We start from the raw sequence: 23334 nt of genomic DNA, 5'->3' as shown, positions 1-23334 counted from the left end.
CCCGTACCGGAATAAACGCGACGAACACGGATGCCGGATCCGGCCGTTGGCGTGATTCACTCCTTCGAGGGAGCGCCGTTCGAGTGGCCGCCCCGACTCGCCTCAGCGGCCCAGGAGTTCGGTGAGGGCTCCGACCGGGTCGGCGTCGGGGACACCGCGCGGCCACCAGTCCTCGCGCCCCCGGTCGGATTCGTACGGGTACCACAGGCCGTCCTGGCCCAGCCGGAGCTGGAGCGACGCGGTGGAGAGCCGGTTGCGCCAGGGGCGGAACGCCGGGAAGTCGGCGGCGATGAGCGCGGGTCTGGCCCGGTCGAACGGTCCGGCGGGCGGGTCCCAGGGCTCCTCCAGGACCGCGAGGCCCGCCGCCCCGCCCTGGCGCCAGGCGGCGACGGCGCGGGCGAGGTCGGTGGGGGTCCGGTCGAGCGCGTCGGCCAGGTCCCGGTAGAGGGCGCGGGTCGACACGGTGAGACCGGAGCCGGGGTGGGCGGCGGCGAGCCGGACCGCGTCCTGCCACGGGGTGAGCCCGGCGACCGGGTCGCGCCCGGTGGCGAGGAAGGCGTGGGCGCGGGCCGCGGCCTCCCCGGCCAGCAGGTCCAGCGCGAGGGGGTCGGGGGCGTGCGGGTCCGGCGGGAAGACCGCGGGGCGGCCGGGCCGGTCCGGGAGCGGCAGCGGCGGTGGCAGCGGCGGTACCGGCCCGGCGACGGCGAGCACGTCCCTGGCGGGCACGGCGGGCAGCACGGGCACGGTGGTACCGGACTCGACGGCGGACCGGGCCGCGTTCCGCCGGGAGAGCTCGGCGAGGAGCTCGCCCTCCCCTCGGCCGCGCATCAGGAACAGGACGAAGGGATCCTCGTCGAGGAGGCGGGCCGCCTGGTAACAGAGGGCCGCGGCGTGCTTGCACGGGAAGCCGTCGTCGGGGCACGAGCAGTCGGGCAGCAGGTCACCGGGGGCGGGCAGCAGCCCCTCGACCGCCTCCAGGGCGTGCGGGACCTCCTTGTCCAGGAGGGCGGCCATGTGCGCGGGCCGGGCCGCGGCCTCGTCGAGGAAGAGTTCCCAGCCGTCGTCCCCGAGGATCCGCATCCGGATCTCGGTGCGGTACGGGCGGATCCGGCTGCCGTGCACATAGGCGACGACCCGGCCGGGGGTGACGGTGATCGCGTCGACCTTGCCGCGCTCCGCGTAGGCCCGGCCGCGGGCGAGGCGGGCCGGGTCGAGGGCGGTGCGCTCCAGGGCGGCCACCCAGGCGTTGCCCCACCAGGTGGCGGCGAAGCTCCCGTCGGAGGTGCGACGGGGCGGGACGGCCGGGAAGGTACGGCGGCGGTCGTCGTGGCGGGGGCCGACCCCGCGCGCGGGGCGGGCGGCCCGGGCTCCGGGGCGGTTCACGCGGACCTCCTCAGGGAGACCAGGTCGGCCAGTTCGCGGTCGGTGAGTTCGGTGAAGGCGGCCTCGCCGGAGCCCAGGACCGCGTCGGCGAGCGCCTTCTTGGCGCGGAGCAGTTCGGCGATGCGGTCCTCGACGGTGCCCTCGGTGACGAGCCGGTGCACCTGGACGGGCTGGGTCTGGCCGATCCGGTAGGCGCGGTCGGTGGCCTGGTCCTCGACCGCCGGGTTCCACCAGCGGTCGTAGTGGACGACGTGCCCGGCCCGGGTGAGGTTGAGGCCGGTGCCCGCGGCCTTCAGGGAGAGCAGGAAGACGGGCACCTCGCCCGCCTGGAAGCGGTCGACCATCCGCTCCCGCTCGGCCACCGGCGTCCCGCCGTGGAGGAGTTGGCTGCCGATCCCGCGCGCGGTGAGGTGGTCGGCCAGGAGCCGGGCCATCGTCACGTACTGCGTGAAGACGAGGACGGAACCGTCTTCGGCGAGGATCGTGTCGAGGAGCTCGTCGAGGAGGGCGAGCTTGCCGGAGCGGCCGGCGAGACGGGCGGTGCCACGGCCCTGGACGTCCTCCTTGAGGTACTGCGCGGGATGGTTGCAGATCTGCTTGAGCGAGGTCAGCAGCTTCATCACCAGACCGCGCCGGGCCATCCCCTCGGCGGCCTCGATCAGGCCCAGCGTCTCGCGGACCACCGCCTCGTACAGCGACGCCTGTTCACGGGTGAGCGGCACCGGATGGTCCGACTCCGTCTTGGGCGGCAGCTCGGGGACGATGCCCGGGTCCGACTTGCGGCGGCGCAGCAGGAAGGGACGGACGAGGCGGGCGAGCCGCTCCACCGCCTCCTCGTTCTCCAGCTCCTCGTGGTTCTCCGCCGCGCGCGCGTGGCGGGAGCGGAACGCCTTCAGCGGGCCCAGGAGTCCGGGCGTGGTCCAGTCGAGGATGGCCCACAGTTCGGAGAGGTTGTTCTCCACGGGCGTGCCGGTGAGGGCGACCCGGGCGGGCGCGGGGATGGTCCGGAGCGCCTTCGCGGTCGCGGAGAACGGGTTCTTCACGTGCTGCGCCTCGTCCGCGACGATCATCCCCCAGGACCGCTCGGCGAGCCGCGCGGCACGGGTGCGCAAGGTGCCGTAGGTGGTGAGGACGATGCCGCCGTCCAGGTCGCCGAGGTCCCGCGCGGTGCCGTGGAAGCGGCGGACGGGCACACCGGGGGCGAATCTGGCCGCCTCCCGCTGCCAGTTGCCGAGGAGGGAGGCGGGGCAGACCACCAGGGTGGGCTCGCGGCGCGCCCGGCGCAGGTGGAGGGCGAGCACGGTGACGGTCTTCCCGAGACCCATGTCGTCGGCGAGGCAGCCGCCGAGGCCGAGCGAGGTCATCAGGTCGAGCCAGGCGAGGCCGCGGAGCTGGTAGTCCCGGAGGGTGGCGGTGAGACCGGGCGGGGGCACGGCGGCCTCGGGACCGGCGAGGAGCCGGTCGCGGAGGACGGCGAGCGCGCCGACGGGCACGGCGGGGACGGTCTCGCCGTCGACCTCGGCGCTGCCGGTGAGGGCGGCGGCGAGGGCGTCGACCGGTTCCAGCAGGCCCAGTTCGCGCTTGCGGGCCTTGCGGACGAGGTCGGGGTCGACGACGACCCAGCGGTCACGGAGCCGGACGACGGGCCGGTGCGCCTCGGCGAGCAGGTCCATCTCGCCCTGGGTGAGCGGATCGCCGTCGAGGGCGAGCTGCCAGTCGAAGCGGAGCAGTTCGGTGGAGTCGAAGAAGCTGGTGCCGTCGGTGGCGGAGCCGGGCGCGGAGCGGGCGGGGCGGACGACGGCGGAGGCGCTCAGCGAGCGTGCCAGGTCGCGCGGCCAGTGCAGGGCCACCCCGGCGTCGGCGAGCCGGGCGGCGGCGGGGCCCAGCAGCTCGTACAGCTCGGACTCGGTGACGGCGAGGACGTCGGGCGCGTCCCGCTCCAGGAGGCGGCCGAGCGGCGGCCAGATCCGGGCGGCGCGGCGCAGGGCGAGGAGGGCGTCGATGCGGGCCCGGGGGCCGAAGTGCTCCCCCTCCCCCGCCCACAGCGCGGCGGCGTCGATGACGAGGGTCGGGTCGGCGAGGCTGTGCACCTGGAGGACGGCGGCCGCGGCCCGCCGCTCGGCTCCGCCCTCGGCCTCGTCGGCGATGTCGAAGAGTTCGGCGGCGGAGAGGTCGAGCCGCAGCGAGATCCGCACCCCCGCGTCCATGCCGGCGGCGGCCTCGGCGGCCCACGCGCGGGCCCCGGGGAGGTGCTGGGGGGCGGCGGACGCGAAGGGCGCACCGACCGCGTGCACGGCGGCCGGCGTACGCGGCAGGGTGTCCGCCACCGCGTCCAGGAAGGCCCGCACGAGCGCCTCCGGATCGGGCAGCCCGAGCGGACCGGAACCGGCGACGGGCACCGCGTGCGCCTCGTACGGCATGGCGGCGGCGACGGCCCTCAGATGGGCGATGTCCTCGGCGTCGAGCGGCCCGGCGCGCCAGGCGTCCAGGTCGTCGGCGGTGAGGCCGGGCAGCAGCCGGCCCCGGGCGACCAGGTGCAGGGCGTGCAGCGCGGCGGCGCCCCAGCAGGCGGTGGCGGGGTGGGCGGCGGGGCTGTGCCGGGCGGCGACGAGCAGCGGCAGGGCCGTGGCCACCGGCAGGATGACGGCGGGGACCTCCCGGCCGCGGGCGCCAGTGCCGTGCCTGCGGGCGACGGTGATCCGGGTGCTCTCCGCCCCGGCGAGCCCGTCGGGCGCGGGCAGCGGCGCCCCGTCCGGGGACCAGAGGGCGATCCGGCCGTCCCGGGGCAGCGCGGCGGGCAGGAACACGGCGGCACGCGCCGCCCAGCGCTCCGTCATGGTGCCGCCCTCCCTTCCCCCGGGAATCCGTCCGGCCGGCGCGGAGCTTCCCCGCCGGTACCCCCGACCTTACGGGCGGGGTACGACAACGACCGCCCCCCGGCGTCCCCCGACCGGCCCAACAGCGGATGACAGCGGCCTCCGGGGGCGGGAGGGTGGCGACGACCAGGGCTTTTCACGCCTCCGGGGCTGCCGCCGACCGCCTCGCTCGCCCGACCGAAGGGGTTCCGCCATGTCCGCTCGCCGGCGTCTCACGACCGCCACCGGGGCCGTGCTGCTCACGCTCACGGTCGCCGGCTGCTCGGGCCTCGGCCGCACCGCCGTCGGCCCCGTGACGTACGAGACACGCGGGGAGAAGGTGGTGCGGGTGATGAGCCCGCCGGTCAGGGGCTGCCACCGGCTCCCGCTGGGTGCGACCCGGGTCGAGAACGGCACCCTGATCGACCTGATCCTGTACCGGACCCCGCACTGCCGGGGCGAGGAACCGATCTACCTGCCCACCAACAGCGCCGACTCCATCGTGCCGGGCACCCTGCCCTGGCGCAGCTACTCCCTCGTGCACTGAGCCGACGGCCGGCGCCGTTCCGTTCGCCCCCGGGCGGGTCCATGCTGGAAGTGCCCACAGGGATCCGACGGGAGAGGGCGCCGTCATGCGTACCGGGAGCGAACCGGCCACCGCGCGCAGCGCGCTGCGGCTGCGGTTCTGGCTGAGTGCCTGGGGGATGGTGTGGGCGGTCTTCGGCACGGTGGTCTTCGTGCTGGTCGGCCGCCCCGGCTGGGCGGTGGCCTGCGGGGTGCTGTTCCTGGTGGTCGCCGTGGACATGTCGATGGTGCTGCGCCATCTGCGGCAGGGCCCGCACTGGCAGCCGGGCCGGGACGTCCCGCCGTACGAGCCGGACCACGGCGACGGGCGGCCCCGCGGTCCGTTCGAGGCCGACCGCGGCGGATGGCCCCGGAAGCCGGAGGACGGCACCGGGTGGCCCCGGAAGCCCGGGGACGGCGGCCGGGGCGGCTGAGGCCCCGGTGGTCAGTCCTCGGTTTCGAAGCCGGCGGCGCGGACGTACTCGGGCCGGGGGTCGAGCGCGGCGGCCAGCCGGAAGTGCCGGGTGGCCCGCGCTTCCTGACCGGAGCGCTGGAGGGTGCGGGCGAGCGCGAAGTGGGCGAACGCGTTGTCGGGCTCGCGCTCCAGGACCAGCTCGAACTCCAGCTGCGCGGGGCGCAGCTGGGCCGCGGCGAAGAAGGCCCGGGCCCGCAGGAGGCGGGCGGCGGTGTTCTCCGGGTGCTCGGCGATGACCGAGTCCAGCAGTTTCACGGCACCACGCGGGTCCCGTGCTGCCAGCAGCTGCTCGGCGGCACGGAAGTCGATGACGTGCGTCTCCGGATTTCTCTCGGCCATGAACTGCATCCTTCCCACGTTCCGGGTCCGGAACACCGGACGGGGTGCCCCGGGGTCTAGACGGTCTCCGCGGCCCGTCGTGCCAGCTCGTCCCAGACCTTCCGCACCTGCGGTTCCAGCGCGTCGAGCGGGCCGTCGTTGTCGATCACGAGGTCGGCGATCTCCCGCCGGGCCGCGCGGCCGGCCTGGGCGGCCATACGGGCCCTGGCCTCCTCCTCGGTCATGCCCCGGAGCCGTACCAGCCGGTCGAGCTGGGTCTCGGGCGAGGCGTCCACGACGACCACGAGGTCGTAGAGGGGCGCGAGGCCGTTCTCGGTGAGCAGGGGTACGTCGTGGATCACCACGTCCCCGGGGCCCGCCGCGCTCTCCAGCTCGGCCGACCGGGCCCCGACGAGCGGGTGGACGATCGCGTTGAGGGCGGCCAGCCGCTCCGGGTCGGCGAAGACGATGGAGCCGAGCTTCGGCCGGTCCAGCGTCCCGTCGGCGGTGAGGACGTCCGCCCCGAAGGCGTCCACGACGGCCGCGAGTCCCGGCGTGTTCGGTTCGACGACCTCGCGGGCGATCCGGTCCGCGTCGATCAGGACGGCCCCGTACGAGACGAGCAGCCGCGACACCTCGCTCTTGCCGGCACCGATTCCGCCGGTCAATCCCACTTTCAGCATGGGCGGCAGCTTAGGGCGCGGCCCCGCCGGGCTAGGCGTCGCCCTCCCGTTCGGCGAGGAAGCGTTCGAACTCGCGGCCCAGTTCGTCGGCGGAGGGCAGGTCGACGGGTTCGGCGACCAGGCTGCCGCGGGTCTCGGCGCCGGCCATCGCGTCGTACTGGTGCTCAAGGCCCTGGACCAGGGCGACCAGCTCCTCGTCGCCCGCGCCGATCTGGCGGTCGATCTCGGTCTGGGTGCGGCGGGCCTCGGTGCGCAGCGCGTGGGCGACGCCCGGGAGGACGAGCCCGGTGGCGGCGGTGACGGCCTCCAGGGCGGTGAGCGCCGCGTCCGGGTAGGGGGAGCGGGCCACGTAGTGGGGGACGTGGGCGGCGACGCCGAGGGTGTCGAAGCCGGCCTCGGTGAGCCGGAACTCGATCAGGGACTCGGCGCTGCCGGGCACCTGGGCCTCGTCGAAGGGGCTGCGGTGGCCGGGCATGAGGTCGGTGCGGCTGCCGTGCGGGGTGAGGCCGACGGGCCGGGTGTGCGGGACGCCCATGGGGATGCCGTGGAAGTTGACCGCGAGCCGTACGCCGAGGCGTTCGACGATCTGGGCGACGGCGGCGGCGAACCGCTCCCACTCGACGTCCGGCTCGGGGCCGGAGAGGACGAGGAAGGGGGCGCCGGTGGCGTCCTGGACGAGGCGGACCTCGATGGTCGGCGTCTCGTAGGCGGCCCACTGGTCGCGCTTGAAGGTCAGCAGGGGGCGGCGGGCCCGGTAGTCCACCAGCCGGTCGTGGTCGAAGCGGGCGACGACCTGGTTCGGCAGGGTGTCCAGGACTCCTTCGACGATCTGATCACCGGCCTCCCCCGCGTCGATGTAGCCGTCGAAGTGGTACAGCATGACCAGTCCGGTCGACTCCTGTGCCAGGGCCAGATCGACCACGGCCAGGCCCTTGGCGTCCCACTCGTACAAATCCTGGGGATCAAGCACGGTTACCGCTCCTCCTCGCGTCTCCTGGAAGAACGTCCAGGGGCGCAAGGTCATTCCCGTCCGGGGGAGCTTGGGGGCGTTGTCCGGGCCCCGTGACCCGCTCCGGGCATACGACCGGGGCCCGCTCCCCCGGGAGGGAGCGGGCCCCGGTGTGCTGCTTCAGCGGCTAGCGCCGCTCAGCGGTGAGAGCCGTTCAGCTCTGGCCGCCGGCGAGCTTCTCGCGCAGGGCGGCGAGGGCCTCGTCCGACGCCAGGGCGCCGGCGCTGTCGTCCGACTCCGAGGAGTAGGAACCGCCCGAGATGCCCGCACCGGCGTTGCCGGCGGCCGGGGCGGCAGCGCCCTCGGCAGCGGCGGCCTCGTCGGCCTCGCGGGACTTGATGACCTGGGCCTGGTGCTGCTCGAAGCGCGCCTGCGCCTCGGCGTACTGGGCCTCCCACGCCTCGCGCTGGGTCTCGTAGCCCTCGAGCCAGTCGTTGGTCTCGGGGTCGAAGCCCTCGGGGTAGATGTAGTTGCCCTGGTCGTCGTAGGACGCGGCCATGCCGTACAGGGTCGGGTCGAACTCGACCGACGCCGGGTCGGCACCGAAGGACTCGTTGGCCTGCTTCAGGGACAGCGAGATCCGGCGACGCTCCAGGTCGATGTCGATGACCTTGACGAAGATCTCGTCGTTGACCTGGACGACCTGCTCCGGGATCTCCACGTGGCGCTCGGCCAGCTCGGAGATGTGGACCAGACCCTCGATGCCCTCGTCCACGCGGACGAACGCGCCGAACGGAACCAGCTTGGTGACCTTGCCGGGGACGACCTGGCCGATCTGGTGCGTACGGGCGAACTGCTGCCACGGGTCCTCCTGCGTCGCCTTCAGCGACAGGGAGACACGCTCGCGGTCCATGTCCACGTCGAGAACCTCGACGGTGACCTCCTGGCCGACCTCGACGACCTCGGACGGGTGGTCGATGTGCTTCCAGGACAGCTCGGAGACGTGGACGAGACCGTCGACGCCGCCCAGGTCCACGAAGGCACCGAAGTTGACGATCGAGGACACGACGCCGGAGCGGACCTGACCCTTCTGGAGGGTCGTGAGGAAGGTCTGGCGGACCTCGGACTGGGTCTGCTCCAGCCAGGCGCGGCGGGACAGGACCACGTTGTTGCGGTTCTTGTCCAGCTCGATGATCTTCGCCTCGAGCTCCTTGCCCACGTAGGGCTGGAGGTCGCGGACACGGCGCATCTCGACCAGGGAGGCCGGGAGGAAGCCGCGGAGGCCGATGTCGAGGATGAGACCACCCTTGACGACCTCGATGACGGTACCGGTGACGATGCCGTCCTCTTCCTTGATCTTCTCGATGGTGCCCCAGGCGCGCTCGTACTGGGCGCGCTTCTTCGAGAGGATCAGGCGGCCTTCCTTGTCCTCCTTCTGGAGAACCAGGGCCTCGATCTCGTCGCCGACCTTGACGACCTCGTTGGGGTCGACGTCGTGCTTGATCGAGAGCTCGCGGCTCGGGATGACACCTTCGGTCTTGTAACCGATGTCGAGCAGGACCTCGTCCCGGTCGACCTTCACGATGACGCCGTCGACGATGTCGCCGTCGTTGAAGTACTTGATCGTCTCGTCGATCGCGGCGAGGAAGGCTTCCTCGTTACCGATGTCGTTGACCGCAACCTGCGGGGTGGTGGCGGTGGTCTCGGTGCTGCTCGTCATGTGGGAAAGGGCTCCGGTTACGGACAGAAAGTCGTAGGTACTGCTACGCCGAGAGCCCGTATCGCACTGAAGAAGCCAGACAGCTGATGAAGCGCCTTCCGGGAACCGGGGGCGCCTCGAAAACCGAGGGGACTGCAACAGGTGCGAGCGCGGCCTGCTCCGTCTGAGGCGCGCAGGCCCGCAGCGCAACCTTTAGCATACGGGGGCGGCCGGACAGGGTCAATGCGCGAAGCGCGCACCCGGGACAGAACCACGCAAACCCGGCACAACTCGTGTCCACCCGCGCCTTCCCGGCGGGGGTCGCCGGGGCCGGCACCTGTGCGCAAACTACATCGGCGGGCGAGATGAACCAAGAGTACGAGCACGAAGATCCCCTCTCCTCGGGCGAGGAGGAGGCGGAGGCGACCCGGCGTGACGCCGGCGACGCGGAGAGCAGCCGGGCCAGCCGTGGGTGGTGGGACCGGAACGCCGACGAGTACCAGACGGAGCACGGCGCCTTCCTCGGCGACGACCGGTTCGTGTGGGGTCCTGAGGGCCTGGACGAGGCCGATGCCGGGCTGCTCGGGCCGGCCCGGGAGCTGAAGGGGCTCGACGTCCTGGAGATCGGCGCGGGCGCGGCGCAGTGCTCGCGGTGGCTCGCGGCGCAGGGCGCCCGGCCGGTGGCGCTCGACCTCTCGCACCGGCAGCTCCAGCACGCGCTGCGGATCGGCGGGGAGGTGCCGCTGGTGGAGGCGGACGCGGGGGCGCTGCCGTTCCGCGACGGCTCCTTCGACCTGGCGTGCTCCGCGTACGGGGCGGTGCCGTTCGTGGCCGATCCGGTGCGGGTCTTCCGCGAGGTGCGGCGGGTGCTGCGGCCGGGCGGGCGCTGGGTGTTCTCGGTGACGCACCCGATCCGCTGGGCCTTCCCTGACGAGCCGGGGCCCGAGGGCCTGTCGGTCGCCGCCTCCTATTTCGACCGCACGCCCTACGTCGAGCAGGACGAGGCGGGGTGGGCGGTGTACGTGGAGCACCACCGGACGCTGGGCGACCGGGTGCGGGACGTGGTGGCGGGCGGCTTCCGGCTGGTGGACCTGGTCGAGCCGGAGTGGCCGGCGTGGAACGGCCAGGAGTGGGGAGGCTGGTCGCCACTGCGGGGGAATCTGATCCCGGGCACGGCGATCTTCGTGTGTGTACGCGAGGACTGATCGCGTTCCTCATACATAATCCGGTCGTACTTATGGGCGGGCCTGTGGACAACGCGGCCCGCCCTTTTCGTTGCGCGTACGAGACTGAGTGCGTGATCCGACACGACGCACTCGATCTGCTTCCCGTCCGCCATGCCGTTCCCGAGCTGCTGGCCGCGCTCGCCGAGCGCGGCACGGCGGTGCTGCACGCGCCGCCCGGCACCGGCAAGACCACGCTGGTGCCGCTCGCGCTCGCGGGGCTCATAGGGGACGGGCCGGAGCGTCGGGTGCTGGTGGCGGAGCCGCGGCGGATGGCGGTGCGGGCGGCGGCGGCGCGGATGGCGTGGCTGCTGGGCGAGGAGGTCGGCGGGCCGGCCGGTGCGGTCGGCTTCGCGGTGCGCGGGGAGCGGCGGGCCGGGCCGGCGACCCGGGTCGAGGTGGTGACGACGGGCATCCTGCTCCAGCGGCTCCAGCGGGATCCGGAGCTCGCCGGGGTCGACGTGGTGCTGCTAGACGAATGTCACGAGCGGCATCTGGACGCCGACACGGCCCTCGCGTTCCTGGTGGACGTACGGGCCGCGCTGCGGCCGGAGCTGGGGCTGGTCGCCGCCTCGGCGACCAGCGACGCGGAGGCGTGGGCGCGGTTGCTGACCTCGCAGGAGGGCGGCGGGCCCGCGCCGGTGGTGCGGAGCGAGGGCGAGGGGCACGGGTTCGCGGTGTGCCACGCGCCGCCGCCCGCGGGGATCCGGCCGGCGCACGGCACCTGGGTGGATCCGGCGCTGCTGCGGCACGTGGCGGCGACGGTCCGGGAGGCGCTGGCGCGGCACGAGGGCGACGTCCTCTGCTTCCTGCCCGGCACCGGGGAGATCGCGCGGACGGCGGGGCTGCTCGACGGGGTGGACGCGGAGGTGCTCCAGCTGCACGGGCGGGCTCCGGCGGCGGTGCAGGACGCGGTGCTGCGGGGCGCCGGGCCGGGTGGGCGGCGGCGGGTGGTGCTGTCGACGTCGGTGGCGGAGTCGAGCCTGACCGTGCCCGGGGTGCGGGTGGTGGTGGACGCGGGTCTCGCCCGGGAGCCCCGGATGGACCACGCGCGCGGTCTGGGGTCGCTGGCGACGGTGCCGGTGTCGGCCGCGGCGGCGACCCAGCGGGCGGGGCGGTCGGGGCGGGAGGCGCCGGGCACGGTGTACCGGTGCTGGTCGGCGGCGGAGGAGAGTGGCCGGGCGCGGTTCCCCGCGCCGGAGATCCGGATCGCGGATCTGGCCGATTTCGCGCTGCGGGCCGCGTGCTGGGGCGATCCGGCGGCGGAGGGGCTGGCGCTGCTCGACCCTCCGCCGGCCGGGGCGCTGGCGGCGGCGCGCTCGGTGCTGGGGGCGATCGGGGCGGTGGACGAGGCCGGGAAGGCGACCGTGCGGGGGGTGCGGATGGCCCGGCTCGGTCTGCATCCGCGGCTCGGGCGGGCGCTCCTGGACGGGGCGGCCGAGGTGGGGGCGCGGCGGGCGGCGGAGGTGGTGGCGCTGCTGAGCGAGGAGCCGCCCCGGGAGTACGGGGACGATCTGGCGGCCGCCTGGCGCGAGGCCCGTCGGGGCGGAGACGCGTACGGGGCGCGCTGGCGGGCGGAGGTGCGGCGGCTGGAGCGGGCGGCGGCCTCGGCGGATGCCGGGCAGGGCGGCGGCACGGCCGGCGGGGGTGGGGACGACCGGGTGGCGGGGGTGGTGACGGCGCTGGCGTTCCCGGAGCGGGTGGCGCGGGCCCGGGAGCAGGGCGGGCATCTGATGGTGTCCGGGAGCGGGGCGCGGCTGGCGGAGGGCTCGGGGCTGGCGTCGGCGCCGTGGCTGGCGGTGGCGGTGGCGGACCGGACCGCGCGGGACGCGACGGCGCGGGTGCGGCTGGCGGCGGTGGTGGACGAGGCGGTGGCCCGGCGGGCGGCGGGGCATCTGCGGAGCGCGGGCGAGGAGGTCCGGTGGGAGGACGGCGACGTGGTCGCGCGGTCCGTGGAGCGGCTGGGTGCGGTGGAGCTGGCGGTGCGCCCGCTGGGGGCGGCGGCGGATCCGGTGCTGGTGCGGGAGGCGCTGCTCGACGGGCTGCGGCGGGAGGGGACGGGGCTGCTGCGGTGGGGGCGAGAGGCGGTGGAGCTGCGTGAGCGGCTGGCCTTCCTGCGCGGGGCCGTCGGCGGGGCATGGCCGGAGGTGACGGAGGAGGCGCTGGTGGAGCGGGCGGAGGAGTGGCTGGAGCCGGAGCTGTCGCGGGCGGCGCGGCGGGCGGATCTGGGGCGGATCGACGCGGGTGAGGCGCTGCGGCGGCTGCTGCCGTGGGCGTCGGGCGAGGCGGGGCGGCTCGACGAGCTGGCGCCGGAGCGGATCGAGGTGCCGAGCGGTTCGCGGATCCGGGTGGCGTACGGGGAGGGGCGGCCGGTGCTGGCGGTGAAGCTCCAGGAGATGTTCGGTCTCGCCGAGACGCCGAGGGTGGCGGGGGTTCCGGTGCTGGTGCACCTGCTCTCCCCCGCCGGGCGGCCGGCGGCCGTCACCGCCGATCTGGCCTCGTTCTGGCGGGACGGCTACCGGGCGGTGCGGGCGGAACTGCGGGGCCGGTATCCGAAGCATCCGTGGCCGGAGGATCCGGCGGTCGCGGTGCCGACCCGGCACACGAGCGCGCGGCTCAGACGGGAGGGGTGACGGCCGCGGGGGCGGCCGCGGGGGCGGGCCGGCGGGAGCGGTGCTCCAGCCAGAGCGCGAGGGCGAGCAGGAGGAGGGCGAGGGCGGCGAACGTCCACGGGAGCCGGGAGACGAGGAGGAGGACGGTGGTGCGGTTGGCGGAGACCAGCTCGACGGTGTCGGCGATGTAGTCCTCGCGCATCCTCACGTGGCCGGCGAAGACGGTGACGGTGTCGGAGCCTGTCAGGGCCTTGGCGCCGCGGAGCTCCTCCTTGTGGATCTCCTCGCCGTTGACCGGGGCTCCGGTGACGGGCTCGACCCAGAACATCCGCTTGGTGGTGTACCAGCGGGTGAGGCCCATCTGCGCGATGACCTCGGGGGTGATGCCCTCGACCGGCATGGTCTTGGGCATGGGCACCTGGGTCCAGGGGATGGTCTGCTCGTAGTAGTAGACCTCCAGGCCGCGGAAGGTGCGGGTCCCCGCGTAGTGGATGGGGGACGAGGTGCGGGTCTGGGCGTCGAAGTAGAGGTAGTCGCGCTTCTCGGTGAGGAAGGGCCACTTGTACTCGATGCCCTCGCGCTGGACCGGGTCGCCGTCGACCATCGCGCCGGGCACGTTCACGGGGTCCTGGGTGTGGGCGTCGAAGACGTACCGCTCGGGGATCTTGGACACCATCTTGCCGTCGGGGCCCATGACGTAGGAGAGGCCGTCCCAGACGACGACGTCGCGGTCGGTGCCGCGCTCGATCCGCTTCGACTCCTCCACGTTGCCCTTGAGCGTCTGCACGATCGTGATCTTCTCGACCTCGCGGGCCTTGAGGGTGCCGTAGTCGAGGAGGGTCGCGGGGCGGGCCTCCATGACGACCTCCTGGTACTGGTTCGGCGGGATCTTGGCCAGCCGGGGGAAGGCGTACCAGCGCAGGGTGGGGGCCATGGCGGCGAGGAAGACCGCGAGGGAGAGGAGGACGAGGCTGGCTCGGCGGCGCACGGTGGCGGCTCCCTACTTCTTCGGGCCGGGGTCGGCGGTGAGCAGGGGTCTGGGCGAGGTGGGGCCGTCGGGCGGCAGGTCGACCACGGAGAGGAGCAGAACGAAGAGCAGGACGGGTACGAGTCCGATGGCTGCGGCGACCAGGGCGCGCATGTCGGCCTCCCGGCAAGTGATCTGATGGGTCGTCAGGGCGGGGGCACCGTAGCAACGCGACCGTGAGATGAGAACAGCTCGCGGGGGCCGGACCGAAACGAGCGCCGCCCCCGGCGTCCCGGGAGGGACGCGGCGGGGGCGGCGCGGAGGAGCCGAGCGGCGGGGATCAGCCGGTGGGCGTCGGGCTCGTGGCGGGCGAGGCCGAGGCGGAGCCGGAGGCGGTCGGCGACGGGCCGGCGGTGGGTGCGGTCCCCGGGTCGGTGGTCGGGGGCGTGGTGACGGGCGGTTCGGTGGAGGCCGGGGCGGTGACGGTGAGCTTCAGCCTGACCGTGCCGTTGCCGGGCGACGTGAGCAGGAGGCTGTACTCGCCGGCCTTGGCGCCCGCCACCAGGTCCTTGATCGACAGCCGGCCCTGGGCGTCGGTCTTCAGGACCTTGGTGCGGATCGGGTTGCCCGCCGCGTCCTTGCCGAAGGAGGGCCCGTCGGTGCTCTGCGCCTGGGAGTCCGCCGAGTCGGTGACCACCGCGGTGACGGCGACGCCGGGGGCGAGCGCGCCGCCGAGGCGGGCCTCGACCGTGACGGGGGCGTAGCCCGCGCCGGTCTCGGCGGTCAGGGCGGTGTCGCCGACGCGGGCGAGGGCGTCGGCCTTGCGGACCTCGACGGTGGCCTTCAGTTCGGCGGGCGGCAGGGAGCGGCCGGGGACGGTGGCGCGGATGGTGAAGGGCTCGGCCTTCTCACCGGCGCGGAGGGCGGGGGCCTTCGCGACGCCCTTGGCGTCCGAGGTGACGGTGACCGTGGTGGCACCGGCGGGGAAGCGGGTGTCGGTGGTGCCGGGAAGCTCGAAGCGGACGCTGACGCCGGCGACCGGGCGGCCCGAGGCGTCCACGGCGGTGACCGAGGCGGCCTCGGCGAAGGTGCTCTCGGTGACCGCGGTCAGCACCGCCGGGCCGGCCTTGAGTCGCGCGACCCGGACGGTCGGCGGGACCTCGACGGGCTTGGCGGGCGGCCGGGTCTCCGGGTTCGTGGTGGGCGGCTTCGTCGGCTCGGTGGGCTTGGACGGCTTGGACGGCGTGGCCGGCTTCGAGGGCGTGGCCGGCTTCGACGGCGTGGCCGGCTTCGACGGCGTGGTCGGCTTCGTCGTGTCGTTGGGCCTCGGCGACGGCTTGTCCGGCGAGGGCGTGACGCCCGGGGAGGGCGAGCTCGGCGAGGTGGGATCCGTCGGGCGGGTCGTCCCGCCGGGACGGGTCCGGTCGCTGCGGTCGACCGGAAGCACCCCGGTGCCGTCCGGGACGGTGTGGGCGCCGCGCCCGTAGTACTCGAACCAGGAGAGGACGGTGGTCAGATACTCCGTCGAGCGGTTGTAGCTGAGGATCGCCCGGTCGAGGTCGGCCTTGATGGCGAGGTTCCGGCCGCCGGCGCACAGGTACATGCCCGCCGCCTGAGCGGCGTCGTAGATGTTGTTGGGGTCCTTCTTCCCGTCGCCGTTGGCGTCCTGGCCCCAGGAGGCCCAGGTGGACGGGATGAACTGCATGGGGCCGACGGCACGGTCGTGGGTGGTGTCGCCGTCGAAGGCGCCGTCGTCGGTGTCCGAGATATCGGCGAAGCCGACGCCGTTGAGCGCGGGGCCGAGGATCGGGGTGAGGGTCGTGCCGTTGCCGTCGACGCGGCCACCACTGGCCTGCCCGGACTCGACCTTGCCTATGCCGGCGAGGAGTTGCCACGGCAGGTTGCAGGCGGGGTCGGTGGCGCGGACCGACGCCTCGGCGCGGCGGTAGGCGGCGAGGACGGTCGCGGGTATGCCGGCCTCGGCGGGGCCGGTGACGACCGGCACCTGCGGGGCGGTGGGCATGCCGCGCACGTTCGGCGGCTTCAGCGGCGGCAGCTCGGTGTAGTACGGCGAGTCGCCGGTCGCCGAACCGCCGTCCATGCCTCCGGCCGGGGAGGTGGAGTCGCCGGCGCCGACGGCGTGGTCGCCGTTGAGGCTGTCGGCCGGCGGCGCGATGGCTCCCGGTCCCTGCGAAGCGGCCAGCGCCGCGACCGCGGCGGCCACGATCGCTCCGCTCGTGGCCCCCCTGCGCAGACGGCGGCCGAACTGCTCTGCCATACCGTGCTCCCCTCCCCAGTCGACTACGGCCGCACGCTCCCCGCGCGTGGCCTCAGGCGACCCTATGCGATGTCCGTATCACGGAACACCAGGGCCTGACCGAGTTTCACGCTTTCGTCACCCCTTGGCCTCCCGGCGGCCGGACACGGAGGTCCGCACTCCGGAGTCGACCCCCGGGTCCCGCCCCGATCCCGTCCCTGTCCCGTCCCTGTCCCGCCCCGGGTCCGCCCCCTGATCCGGGCCGTCGCGGGAACCGTCCCGGCGGCGCGCGCCCTCTAGCTCCATGCGGGCCGATCATCCGTACGACCAGGAGGTTCCTCCAGTGCCCTTCACCCTGAGCCACGCCGCCGCCGTCCTGCCGGTGCTCCGGCGGAACGGGACGGCGCGCGGCCCGCTGGTCGCCTCCGCCCTGGTCGCCGGCAGCTTCGCCCCGGACCTCACCTACTTCGCGGCGACGGTGGTGCCGGAGGCGATGGCGTTCGGGGACGTGACCCACTCCCCCGTGGGGCTCGTCACCGTCGACGTGGTCATCGCCGCCGTCCTGGTGGGGCTCTGGCTGACGGTCCGTGAGCCGCTGGCGGGGCTGCTGCCGGAGCGGTGGCGCGGGCGGGTGTACGCCGTCGTGCGCGGCCGGCCGTGGCGGGAGCGGCGGCCGGCCGGGCTCGCGGTCTGGTTCGCCGTGTCGGCGGCGCTCGGCGCGACCACGCACGTCGTCTGGGACACCTTCACCCACATCGACCGCTGGGGGACGCGGACGCTGCCCTTCCTGGCCGGGGTGGTGGCCGGGTTCCCGGTCTACACGTACGCGCAGTACGGGGGTTCGGCGCTGGCGCTGGCCCTGCTCGGCTGGTTCGCGGTCCGGGCGGTGCGGTCGGTGCCGGCCGGGACGGAAACGCCTCCGGAGGTACGGGTGCCGGGCCGGCGCGGGCGGCGGGCGGCGCTGCTGCTGATCGGGGGGTGCGTCCTGGCCGGGATCGCGCACCGGGTGCTGCGCTGGGCGGCGTACTGGGGCTGGGACCGGATCGAGAACCCGCTCGACATCATCCCGACCGCCTGCTTCGGGGCGGGCGCGGGGCTCGTCGCGGGGCTCCTGCTGTACGGGGCGGCGGCCCGGCTGCGAGGCCGGGGGCCGGTGCCCGCCCCCGGACCGGAAACGGCCGGGCCGGTCGAGGCAGCCGGGGCGACCGGGGCGACCGGGGCGGGGACTCCGGACGGCCGTACGGAGCACTCCCGCCCGGGTGTTCGCTGACCCCCCGATGCCCCCGCGCCCGGAAACCGATTAGCCTCGCGCCCGGAATCGGCGCCGCACACGCCGATGGCCCGCGCCCGGAATCGGCGCCGCACACGCCGGTGGCCGCGCCCCCGCGAGGGGGTGCGGCCACCGGTGGGGCGGGCGGGGTCAGTGCGCCGCCGAGTCCCAGTCCGGGCCGACGCCGACGGAGACGTCGAGCGGGGCGCGGAGGTCGGCGGCGGCCGACATCTGCTCGCGGACCAGCGCCTCCACCCGCTCGCGCTCGCCGGGGGCGATCTCCAGGACGATTTCGTCGTGGACCTGGAGGAGCATCCGGGAGGCGAGGCCCGCCTCGCCGAGCGCCTGGTCGACCTTGAGCATGGCGACCTTGACGATGTCGGCGGCGGTGCCCTGGATCGGGGCGTTGAGCGCCATCCGCTCGGCGGCCTCACGGCGCTGGCGGTTGTCGCTGTTGAGGTCCGGCAGGTACCGGCGGCGACCGAGCATGGTCTCGGTGTAACCGGTGGCGCGGGCCTCGTCGACGACCCGGCGCAGGTAGTCGCGGACGCCGCCGAAGCGCTCGAAGTAGGTGTCCATCAGGCCGCGGGCCTCGCCCGGATCGATGTTCAGCTGCTGCGAGAGACCGAAGGCGGAGAGGCCGTAGGCGAGGCCGTACGACATGGCCTTGATCTTGCGGCGCATCTCGGCGTCGACGGCGGACCGCTCGACGCCGAAGACCTGGGAGGCGACGGTGGTGTGCAGGTCCTCGCCGGAGGTGAACGCCTCGATCAGGCCCTCGTCCTCGGAGAGGTGGGCCATGACGCGCAGCTCGATCTGGCTGTAGTCGGCGGTCATCAGCGACTCGAAGCCCTCGCCGACGACGAAGCCGTGCCGGATGGCGCGGCCCTCGTCCGTCCGCACCGGCACGTTCTGCAGGTTGGGGTCGGTGGAGGAGAGGCGGCCGGTGGCGGCGACGGTCTGGCTGAAGGTGGTGTGGATCCGGCCGTCGGCGGCGATCGTCTTGATCAGGCCCTCGACGGTGGAGCGCAGCCGGGCCTGCTCGCGGTGGCGGAGCATGATGACCGGCAGCTCGTGCTCGGTCTGGCCGGCCAGCCAGGCGAGCGCGTCGGCGTCGGTGGTGTAGCCGGTCTTGGTCTTCTTGGTCTTCGGGAGGTTGAGCTCGCCGAAGAAGACCTCCTGGAGCTGCTTGGGCGAGCCGAGGTTGAACTCGTGCCCGACGGAGGCGTGGGCCTCCTTGACGGCCTGCTGGACGGCCCCGGCGAACTGCTGCTCCATCGCCTCCAGGTGGTCGCGGTCGGCGGCGATGCCGTGGCGCTCCAGCCGGGCGAGGAGGACCGAGGTGGGCAGCTCCACGTCGTGCAGGAGGCCGCGGGCGCCGACCTCGTCGAGCTTGGACTCGAAGGCGGTGCCCAGGTCGAGGACGGCCCGGGCCTGCGTCATCAGGGCCTCGGCCTCGGCGTGGTCCTCGGCGCCGAAGGCGAGCTGGCCCTCGGAGGCGGCGGCGGGGGCGAGCTCCCGGCCGAGGTACTCCAGGGAGAGCGCGTCCAGGGCGAAGGAGCGGCGGCCGGGCTTGACCAGGTAGGCGGCGAGCGCGGTGTCCATGGTGACGCCGGCGACGCTCCAGCCGTGCTCGGGGAAGACCCGCAGCGCGCCCTTGGCGTTGTGCAGGACCTTGGGGCGCTCCGGGTCGGAGATCCAGGCGGTCCAGGCCCGCTCGTCGGCCTCGTCCAGCTCGCTGGGGTCGAACCAGGCGGCCTCGCCGCCGGCGCCGGCCAGGGCGACCTCGGAGACGCTGCCGGTGCCCAGCGCCCAGCTGTCGACGGTGGCGACGCCGAGGGGCCGCTCGCCGTGGGCGGCCAGCCAGGGGGCGAGCTCGCCGGAGCCGAGGACGGTGAAGTCGAGCTCGACGCCGGGGGCGGGGGCCGGGGCGGTCTCCTCGGCGGCGCCGGGGTCGACGGCGAGGAGCCGCTCGCGCAGCGAGGGGTTGCGGATCTCCAGGGTGTCCAGGACGAGGGCGACGGCCTTGCGGTCGTACGGCTCGCGGGCGAGGTCGGCGACGGTCCTGGGCAGCTCGACGTCCCGGACCATCTCGGTGAGGACGCGGTTGAGCTTGACGGACTCCAGGTGGTCCCGGAAGTTCTGCCCGGCCTTGCCCTTGATCTCCTCGGCGCGCTCGACCAGCTCGGCGAAGGACCCGAACTGGTTGATCCACTTGGCGGCGGTCTTCTCGCCGACGCCGGGGATGCCCGGGAGGTTGTCGGACGGGTCGCCGCGCAGGGCGGCGAAGTCGGGGTACTGGGACGGGGTGAGGCCGTACTTCTCCTGGACCTTCTCCGGGGTGAAGCGGGTCAGCTCGGAGACGCCCTTGGTCGGGTAGAGCACGGTGGTGTGGTCGGAGACCAGCTGGAAGGAGTCGCGGTCGCCGGTGACGATGAGGACCTCGAAGCCGGCGGCCTCGGCCTGGGTGGCGAGGGTGGCGATGATGTCGTCGGCCTCGAAGCCGTCGACGGCGAACCGCGGCGCGTTCATCGCGTCGAGGAGTTCGCCGATCAGCTCGACCTGCCCCTTGAACTCGTCGGGGGTCTTCGAGCGGTTCGCCTTGTACTCGGGGAACTCCTGCGAGCGCCAGGTCTTGCGGGACACGTCGAAGGCGACGGCGAAGTGCGTGGGCGCCTCGTCGCGCAGGGTGTTCGCCAGCATCGACGCGAAGCCGTAGATCGCGTTCGTCGGCTGCCCGGTCGCGGTGGTGAAGTTCTCCGCGGGCAGCGCGAAGAACGCCCGGTACGCGAGCGAGTGCCCGTCCATGAGGAGCAGGCGGGGGCGGGTGTCTGCGGGGTTCTTCGATGCTGTCTCGGCCACACGACGATCCTGCCACGGACCACCGACAATCCCTTCCACACCGGTCGGGGTGCCGGGCTGTCGGTGCCGCGTGACAGGATCGGAGACGTACGCCACAGGTCGATCGCTCAAGGGAGAGCGCGATGGTCAGCAAGCCGCCGGCGGGCGACCCGGTCCAGGACGCGCCGCAGGTCACACCGCCGCAGCACGCCGCCGCGGGCCTGCCCGCCATCGGGCACACCCTGCGGATCGCCCAGGAGCAGATGGGTGCCGTGCGGACGGCCCGGACGCTGCTCAGGGTCAACCAGAAGGACGGCTTCGACTGTCCGGGCTGCGCCTGGCCGGAGGGCGACAAGCGGCACCTGGCCGAGTTCTGCGAGAACGGGGCGAAGGCGGTCGCCGAGGAGGCGACGCTGCGGCGGGTGACCCCGGAGTTCTTCGCCGCGCACCCGGTGGCGGCACTGGCGGAGAAGAGCGGGTACTGGCTGGGGCAGCAGGGCCGGATCACCGAGCCCGTGTACCTGCCGGAGGGCGGCGACCGCTACGAGCCGGTGAGCTGGGAGCGGGCCTTCGCGATCATCGCGGAGGAGCTGACCGCGCTCTCCTCCCCCGACGAGGCGCTCTTCTACACCTCGGGCCGGACCAGCAACGAGGCCGCGTTCCTGCTCCAGCTCTTCGCGCGCGAGTTCGGCACCAACAACCTGCCGGACTGCTCCAACATGTGTCACGAGTCCTCGGGCTCGGCGCTGACCGAGACGATCGGCATCGGCAAGGGCAGCGTGTCCCTGGAGGACCTGCACCGGGCGGACCTGATCATCGTGGCCGGGCAGAACCCGGGCACCAACCACCCGCGGATGCTGTCGGCGCTGGAGAAGGCGAAGGCGTCCGGGGCGCGGATCATCTCGGTGAACCCGCTGCCGGAGGCGGGCCTGGAGCGGTTCAAGAACCCGCAGACCCCGCGGGGCATGCTGCGCGGGGCGGCGCTCACCGATCTCTTCCTCCAGATCCGGATCGGCGGCGACCAGGCCCTCTTCCGGCTGCTGAACAAGCTGGTCCTCGACACGCCCGGGGCGGTCGACGAGGAGTTCGTACGGGAGCACACCCACGGGTTCGAGGAGTTCGCGGCGGCGGCCGGGGAGGCCGACTGGGCGGAGACCCTCGCGGCGACCGGGCTGTCCCGCGAGGAGATCGAGCGGGCCCTGGAGCTGGTGCTGGCCTCGGAGCGGACGATCGTCTGCTGGGCGATGGGCCTGACCCAGCACAAGCACTCCGTGCCGACCATCCGCGAGGTGGTCAACCTGCTGCTGCTCCGGGGGAACATCGGGCGGCCCGGGGCGGGCGTCTGCCCGGTGCGCGGGCATTCGAACGTGCAGGGCGACCGGACGATGGGCATCTTCGAGCGCCCGGCCCCGGCCTTCCTCGACGCGCTGGACAAGGAGTTCGGGATCGTCTCGCCGCGCCACCACGGCTTCGACGTGGTGCGGTCGATCCAGGCGCTGCGGGACGGCGAGGCGAAGGTCTTCTTCGCGATGGGCGGGAACTTCGTCGGCGCGACCCCCGACACCGAGGTCACGGAGGCGGCGATGCGCAACGCCCGGCTGACCGTGCACGTGTCGACGAAGCTGAACCGCTCGCACGCGGTGACCGGCCGGCGGGCGCTGATCCTGCCGACGCTGGGGCGCACCGACAAGGACGTGCAGAAGAGCGGGCGCCAGTTCGTGACGGTCGAGGACTCGATGGGCCTGGTGCACGCCTCGCGCGGCACTCTGCCGCCGGCGGGCCCGCACCTGCTCTCCGAGCCGGCGATCGTGGCACGGATGGCGCGGGCGGTGCTCGGCGCGGGGTCGGCGACGCCGTGGGAGGCGTTCGAGGCGGACTACGCGGCGGTGCGGGACCGGATCGCGCGCGTGGTGCCCGGTTTCCAGGACTTCAACGCGCGGCTCGCGGCGGACCCGGGCGGTTTCGCGCTGCCGCACGCGCCGCGGGACGAGCGGCGCTTCCCGACGAAGACCGGCAAGGCCAATTTCACGGCGGCGCCGGTGGAGTACCCGAGGGTGCCCGAGGGGCGGCTGCTGCTCCAGACGCTCCGCTCGCACGATCAGTACAACACCACGATCTACGGTCTGGACGACCGCTACCGGGGGATCCGGGGCGGGCGCCGGGTGGTGCTGGTGCATCCGTCGGACGCGGCGGCGCTGGGGTTCGCGGACGGGGCGTACGCGGATCTGGTGAGCGAGTGGTCGGACGGTGTCGAGCGGCGCGCGCCCGGTTTCCGGGTGGTGCACTACCCGACGGCCCGGGGCTGCGCGGCGGCGTACTACCCGGAGACGAACGTGCTGGTGCCGCTGGAGTCGACGGCCGACGTCAGCAACACCCCCGCGAGCAAGTCCGTCGTCGTGCGTCTGGAAGAATCACCGCGACCGTCCGCCTAAGCGCTTGCTCAGCTCTCGGCGGACGGGAAGGATCAGCCGTACGACGACGAACGGAGCCGGGCCATGGGTGAGCAGCAGCACGTGAAGTTCCCGCAGGAGGTCATCGACGAGTACGCCGCGCTCGGCGTGGATCTGCCGGCGCTGTTCTCGGCGGGGCATCTGGGGAACCGGATGGGCGTCCAGATCCTGGAGGCGTCGGCGGAGAAGGTCGTCGGCACCATGCCGGTCGAGGGGAACACCCAGCCGTACGGGCTGCTGCACGGCGGCGCCTCGGCGGTGCTCGCGGAGACCCTCGGCTCGATCGGCTCCATGCTGCACGGCGGCTCGTCGAAGATCGCGGTCGGCGTGGACCTGAACTGCACCCATCACCGTGGGGCGCGGAGCGGTCTGGTGACCGGCGTGGCGACCCCCGTGCACCGGGGCCGGTCCACGGCGACGTACGAGATCGTCATCAGCGACGAGCAGGGCCGCCGGGTCTGCTCGGCCCGCCTCACGTGCATGCTGCGGGAGGTCGGTCCGGGCGACGCGGGGAACCTGCCGGAGCAGGCGAAGCTCAACGGCGCCTGATCCGGGGCCGGTCGGCCGGTTTCACACAGGGGGCGGTACGCGGAGGCGTACCGCCCCCTGTGGCGTTCCCGGGCGCGGGTTCCGCGGCGGGGCCGGAGCGCCGCCCGCGCGGGCGGTCACCGTCCGCACTGCGAACTCCCGTCCCCGCATGTCGTTTTCACGCCAGCCTCTCCCAACCCGTGGGCCTCGGAGGTACGTTCGAAAGTGGTGGGTTCCGGCCGCCCCCGAAAGGTCCGGCA

General features: G+C 74.1%; 17 protein-coding genes. 7 read left to right on the top strand and 10 right to left on the bottom strand.

Annotation, left to right across the window (positions count from 1 at the left end; all coding sequences use genetic code 11):
- Positions 1–102: 102 nt before the first annotated feature.
- On the bottom strand, positions 103–1383 hold the full coding sequence (locus ACIGHB_RS15590; protein ID WP_399913361.1) for an SWIM zinc finger family protein: 1281 nt from the start codon (positions 1381–1383) through the stop codon (positions 103–105).
- Positions 1380–4220 (bottom strand): SNF2-related protein, encoded by a 2841-nt coding sequence (locus tag ACIGHB_RS15585; RefSeq protein ID WP_399913358.1) that lies wholly within the window; start codon positions 4218–4220, stop codon positions 1380–1382. The genes ACIGHB_RS15590 and ACIGHB_RS15585 overlap by 4 nt, the downstream gene beginning before the upstream one ends.
- A gap of 232 nt (positions 4221–4452) precedes the next feature.
- Here ACIGHB_RS15585 and ACIGHB_RS15580 point away from each other — a divergent pair, with 232 nt between their 5' ends.
- Together ACIGHB_RS15580 and ACIGHB_RS15575 are read left to right on the top strand one after the other, a co-directional pair.
- Positions 4453–4785, top strand: coding sequence for a hypothetical protein (locus ACIGHB_RS15580; protein ID WP_360314816.1), 333 nt, complete (start codon positions 4453–4455; stop codon positions 4783–4785).
- A gap of 85 nt (positions 4786–4870) precedes the next feature.
- Positions 4871–5236: a DUF6343 family protein gene (locus tag ACIGHB_RS15575; RefSeq protein WP_360314818.1), complete on the top strand. Its 366-nt coding sequence runs from the start codon at positions 4871–4873 to the stop codon at positions 5234–5236.
- Positions 5237–5247: 11 nt separating this feature from the next.
- Here ACIGHB_RS15575 and ACIGHB_RS15570 read toward each other — a convergent pair whose 3' ends face one another.
- From ACIGHB_RS15570 to rpsA, 4 genes are all read right to left on the bottom strand, one after another.
- Positions 5248–5616 (bottom strand): tetratricopeptide repeat protein, encoded by a 369-nt coding sequence (locus ACIGHB_RS15570; RefSeq protein WP_360314820.1) that lies wholly within the window; start codon positions 5614–5616, stop codon positions 5248–5250.
- Between the two features lie 56 nt (positions 5617–5672).
- Complete coding sequence (coaE, locus tag ACIGHB_RS15565) at positions 5673–6278, bottom strand: dephospho-CoA kinase (RefSeq protein WP_399913353.1); 606 nt, start codon at positions 6276–6278, stop codon at positions 5673–5675.
- A 31-nt stretch (positions 6279–6309) separates the two neighbouring features.
- The gene (locus ACIGHB_RS15560) at positions 6310–7248 is read right to left on the bottom strand and encodes a PAC2 family protein (RefSeq protein WP_360314824.1); all 939 of its coding nucleotides are present in this window, start codon (positions 7246–7248) and stop codon (positions 6310–6312) included.
- A 193-nt stretch (positions 7249–7441) separates the two neighbouring features.
- Positions 7442–8947: a 30S ribosomal protein S1 gene (rpsA, locus tag ACIGHB_RS15555; protein ID WP_031002689.1), complete on the bottom strand. Its 1506-nt coding sequence runs from the start codon at positions 8945–8947 to the stop codon at positions 7442–7444.
- A gap of 344 nt (positions 8948–9291) precedes the next feature.
- Between rpsA and ACIGHB_RS15550 the strand changes: the two genes are divergently transcribed.
- Together ACIGHB_RS15550 and hrpB are read left to right on the top strand one after the other, a co-directional pair.
- Complete coding sequence (locus ACIGHB_RS15550; protein ID WP_399913348.1) at positions 9292–10131, top strand: class I SAM-dependent methyltransferase; 840 nt, start codon at positions 9292–9294, stop codon at positions 10129–10131.
- A gap of 92 nt (positions 10132–10223) precedes the next feature.
- A complete protein-coding gene (gene hrpB, locus ACIGHB_RS15545) occupies positions 10224–12782 on the top strand; it encodes an ATP-dependent helicase HrpB (protein ID WP_399913345.1) in 2559 nt (852 codons plus the stop codon).
- Here the strand turns inward: hrpB and ACIGHB_RS15540 are convergent.
- From ACIGHB_RS15540 to ACIGHB_RS15530, 3 genes are all read right to left on the bottom strand, one after another.
- A complete protein-coding gene (locus ACIGHB_RS15540; RefSeq protein ID WP_399913342.1) occupies positions 12766–13749 on the bottom strand; it encodes a DUF3068 domain-containing protein in 984 nt (327 codons plus the stop codon). The two genes, hrpB and ACIGHB_RS15540, sit on opposite strands and share 17 nt — an antisense overlap.
- A 12-nt stretch (positions 13750–13761) precedes the next feature.
- Positions 13762–13902 (bottom strand): SPW_0924 family protein, encoded by a 141-nt coding sequence (locus ACIGHB_RS15535; protein WP_360314832.1) that lies wholly within the window; start codon positions 13900–13902, stop codon positions 13762–13764.
- 166 nt (positions 13903–14068) lie between these two features.
- The gene (locus ACIGHB_RS15530; protein WP_399913339.1) at positions 14069–16006 is read right to left on the bottom strand and encodes a lytic murein transglycosylase; all 1938 of its coding nucleotides are present in this window, start codon (positions 16004–16006) and stop codon (positions 14069–14071) included.
- A 322-nt stretch (positions 16007–16328) separates the two neighbouring features.
- On the opposite strand from ACIGHB_RS15530, the gene ACIGHB_RS15525 reads away from it, so the two are divergent.
- On the top strand, positions 16329–17255 hold the full coding sequence (locus ACIGHB_RS15525; RefSeq protein WP_399913336.1) for a DUF4184 family protein: 927 nt from the start codon (positions 16329–16331) through the stop codon (positions 17253–17255).
- Positions 17256–17405: 150 nt separating this feature from the next.
- Here ACIGHB_RS15525 and polA read toward each other — a convergent pair whose 3' ends face one another.
- On the bottom strand, positions 17406–20117 hold the full coding sequence (gene polA / locus ACIGHB_RS15520; protein ID WP_399913333.1) for a DNA polymerase I: 2712 nt from the start codon (positions 20115–20117) through the stop codon (positions 17406–17408).
- A 122-nt stretch (positions 20118–20239) separates the two neighbouring features.
- On the opposite strand from polA, the gene ACIGHB_RS15515 reads away from it, so the two are divergent.
- Positions 20240–22528 carry an FdhF/YdeP family oxidoreductase gene (locus tag ACIGHB_RS15515; RefSeq protein WP_399913330.1) on the top strand — a complete coding sequence of 763 codons (2289 nt, stop codon included), beginning with the start codon at positions 20240–20242 and terminating at the stop codon, positions 22526–22528.
- Between the two features lie 63 nt (positions 22529–22591).
- Positions 22592–23095 (top strand): hotdog fold thioesterase, encoded by a 504-nt coding sequence (locus ACIGHB_RS15510; protein ID WP_360314842.1) that lies wholly within the window; start codon positions 22592–22594, stop codon positions 23093–23095.
- Positions 23096–23334 lie beyond the last annotated feature (239 nt).

The organism is Streptomyces sp. NPDC085460 (genome assembly GCF_044541975.1).
Lineage (GTDB): Bacteria > Actinomycetota > Actinomycetes > Streptomycetales > Streptomycetaceae > Streptomyces.
This window is presented reverse-complemented; position numbering and strand designations above follow the sequence as displayed.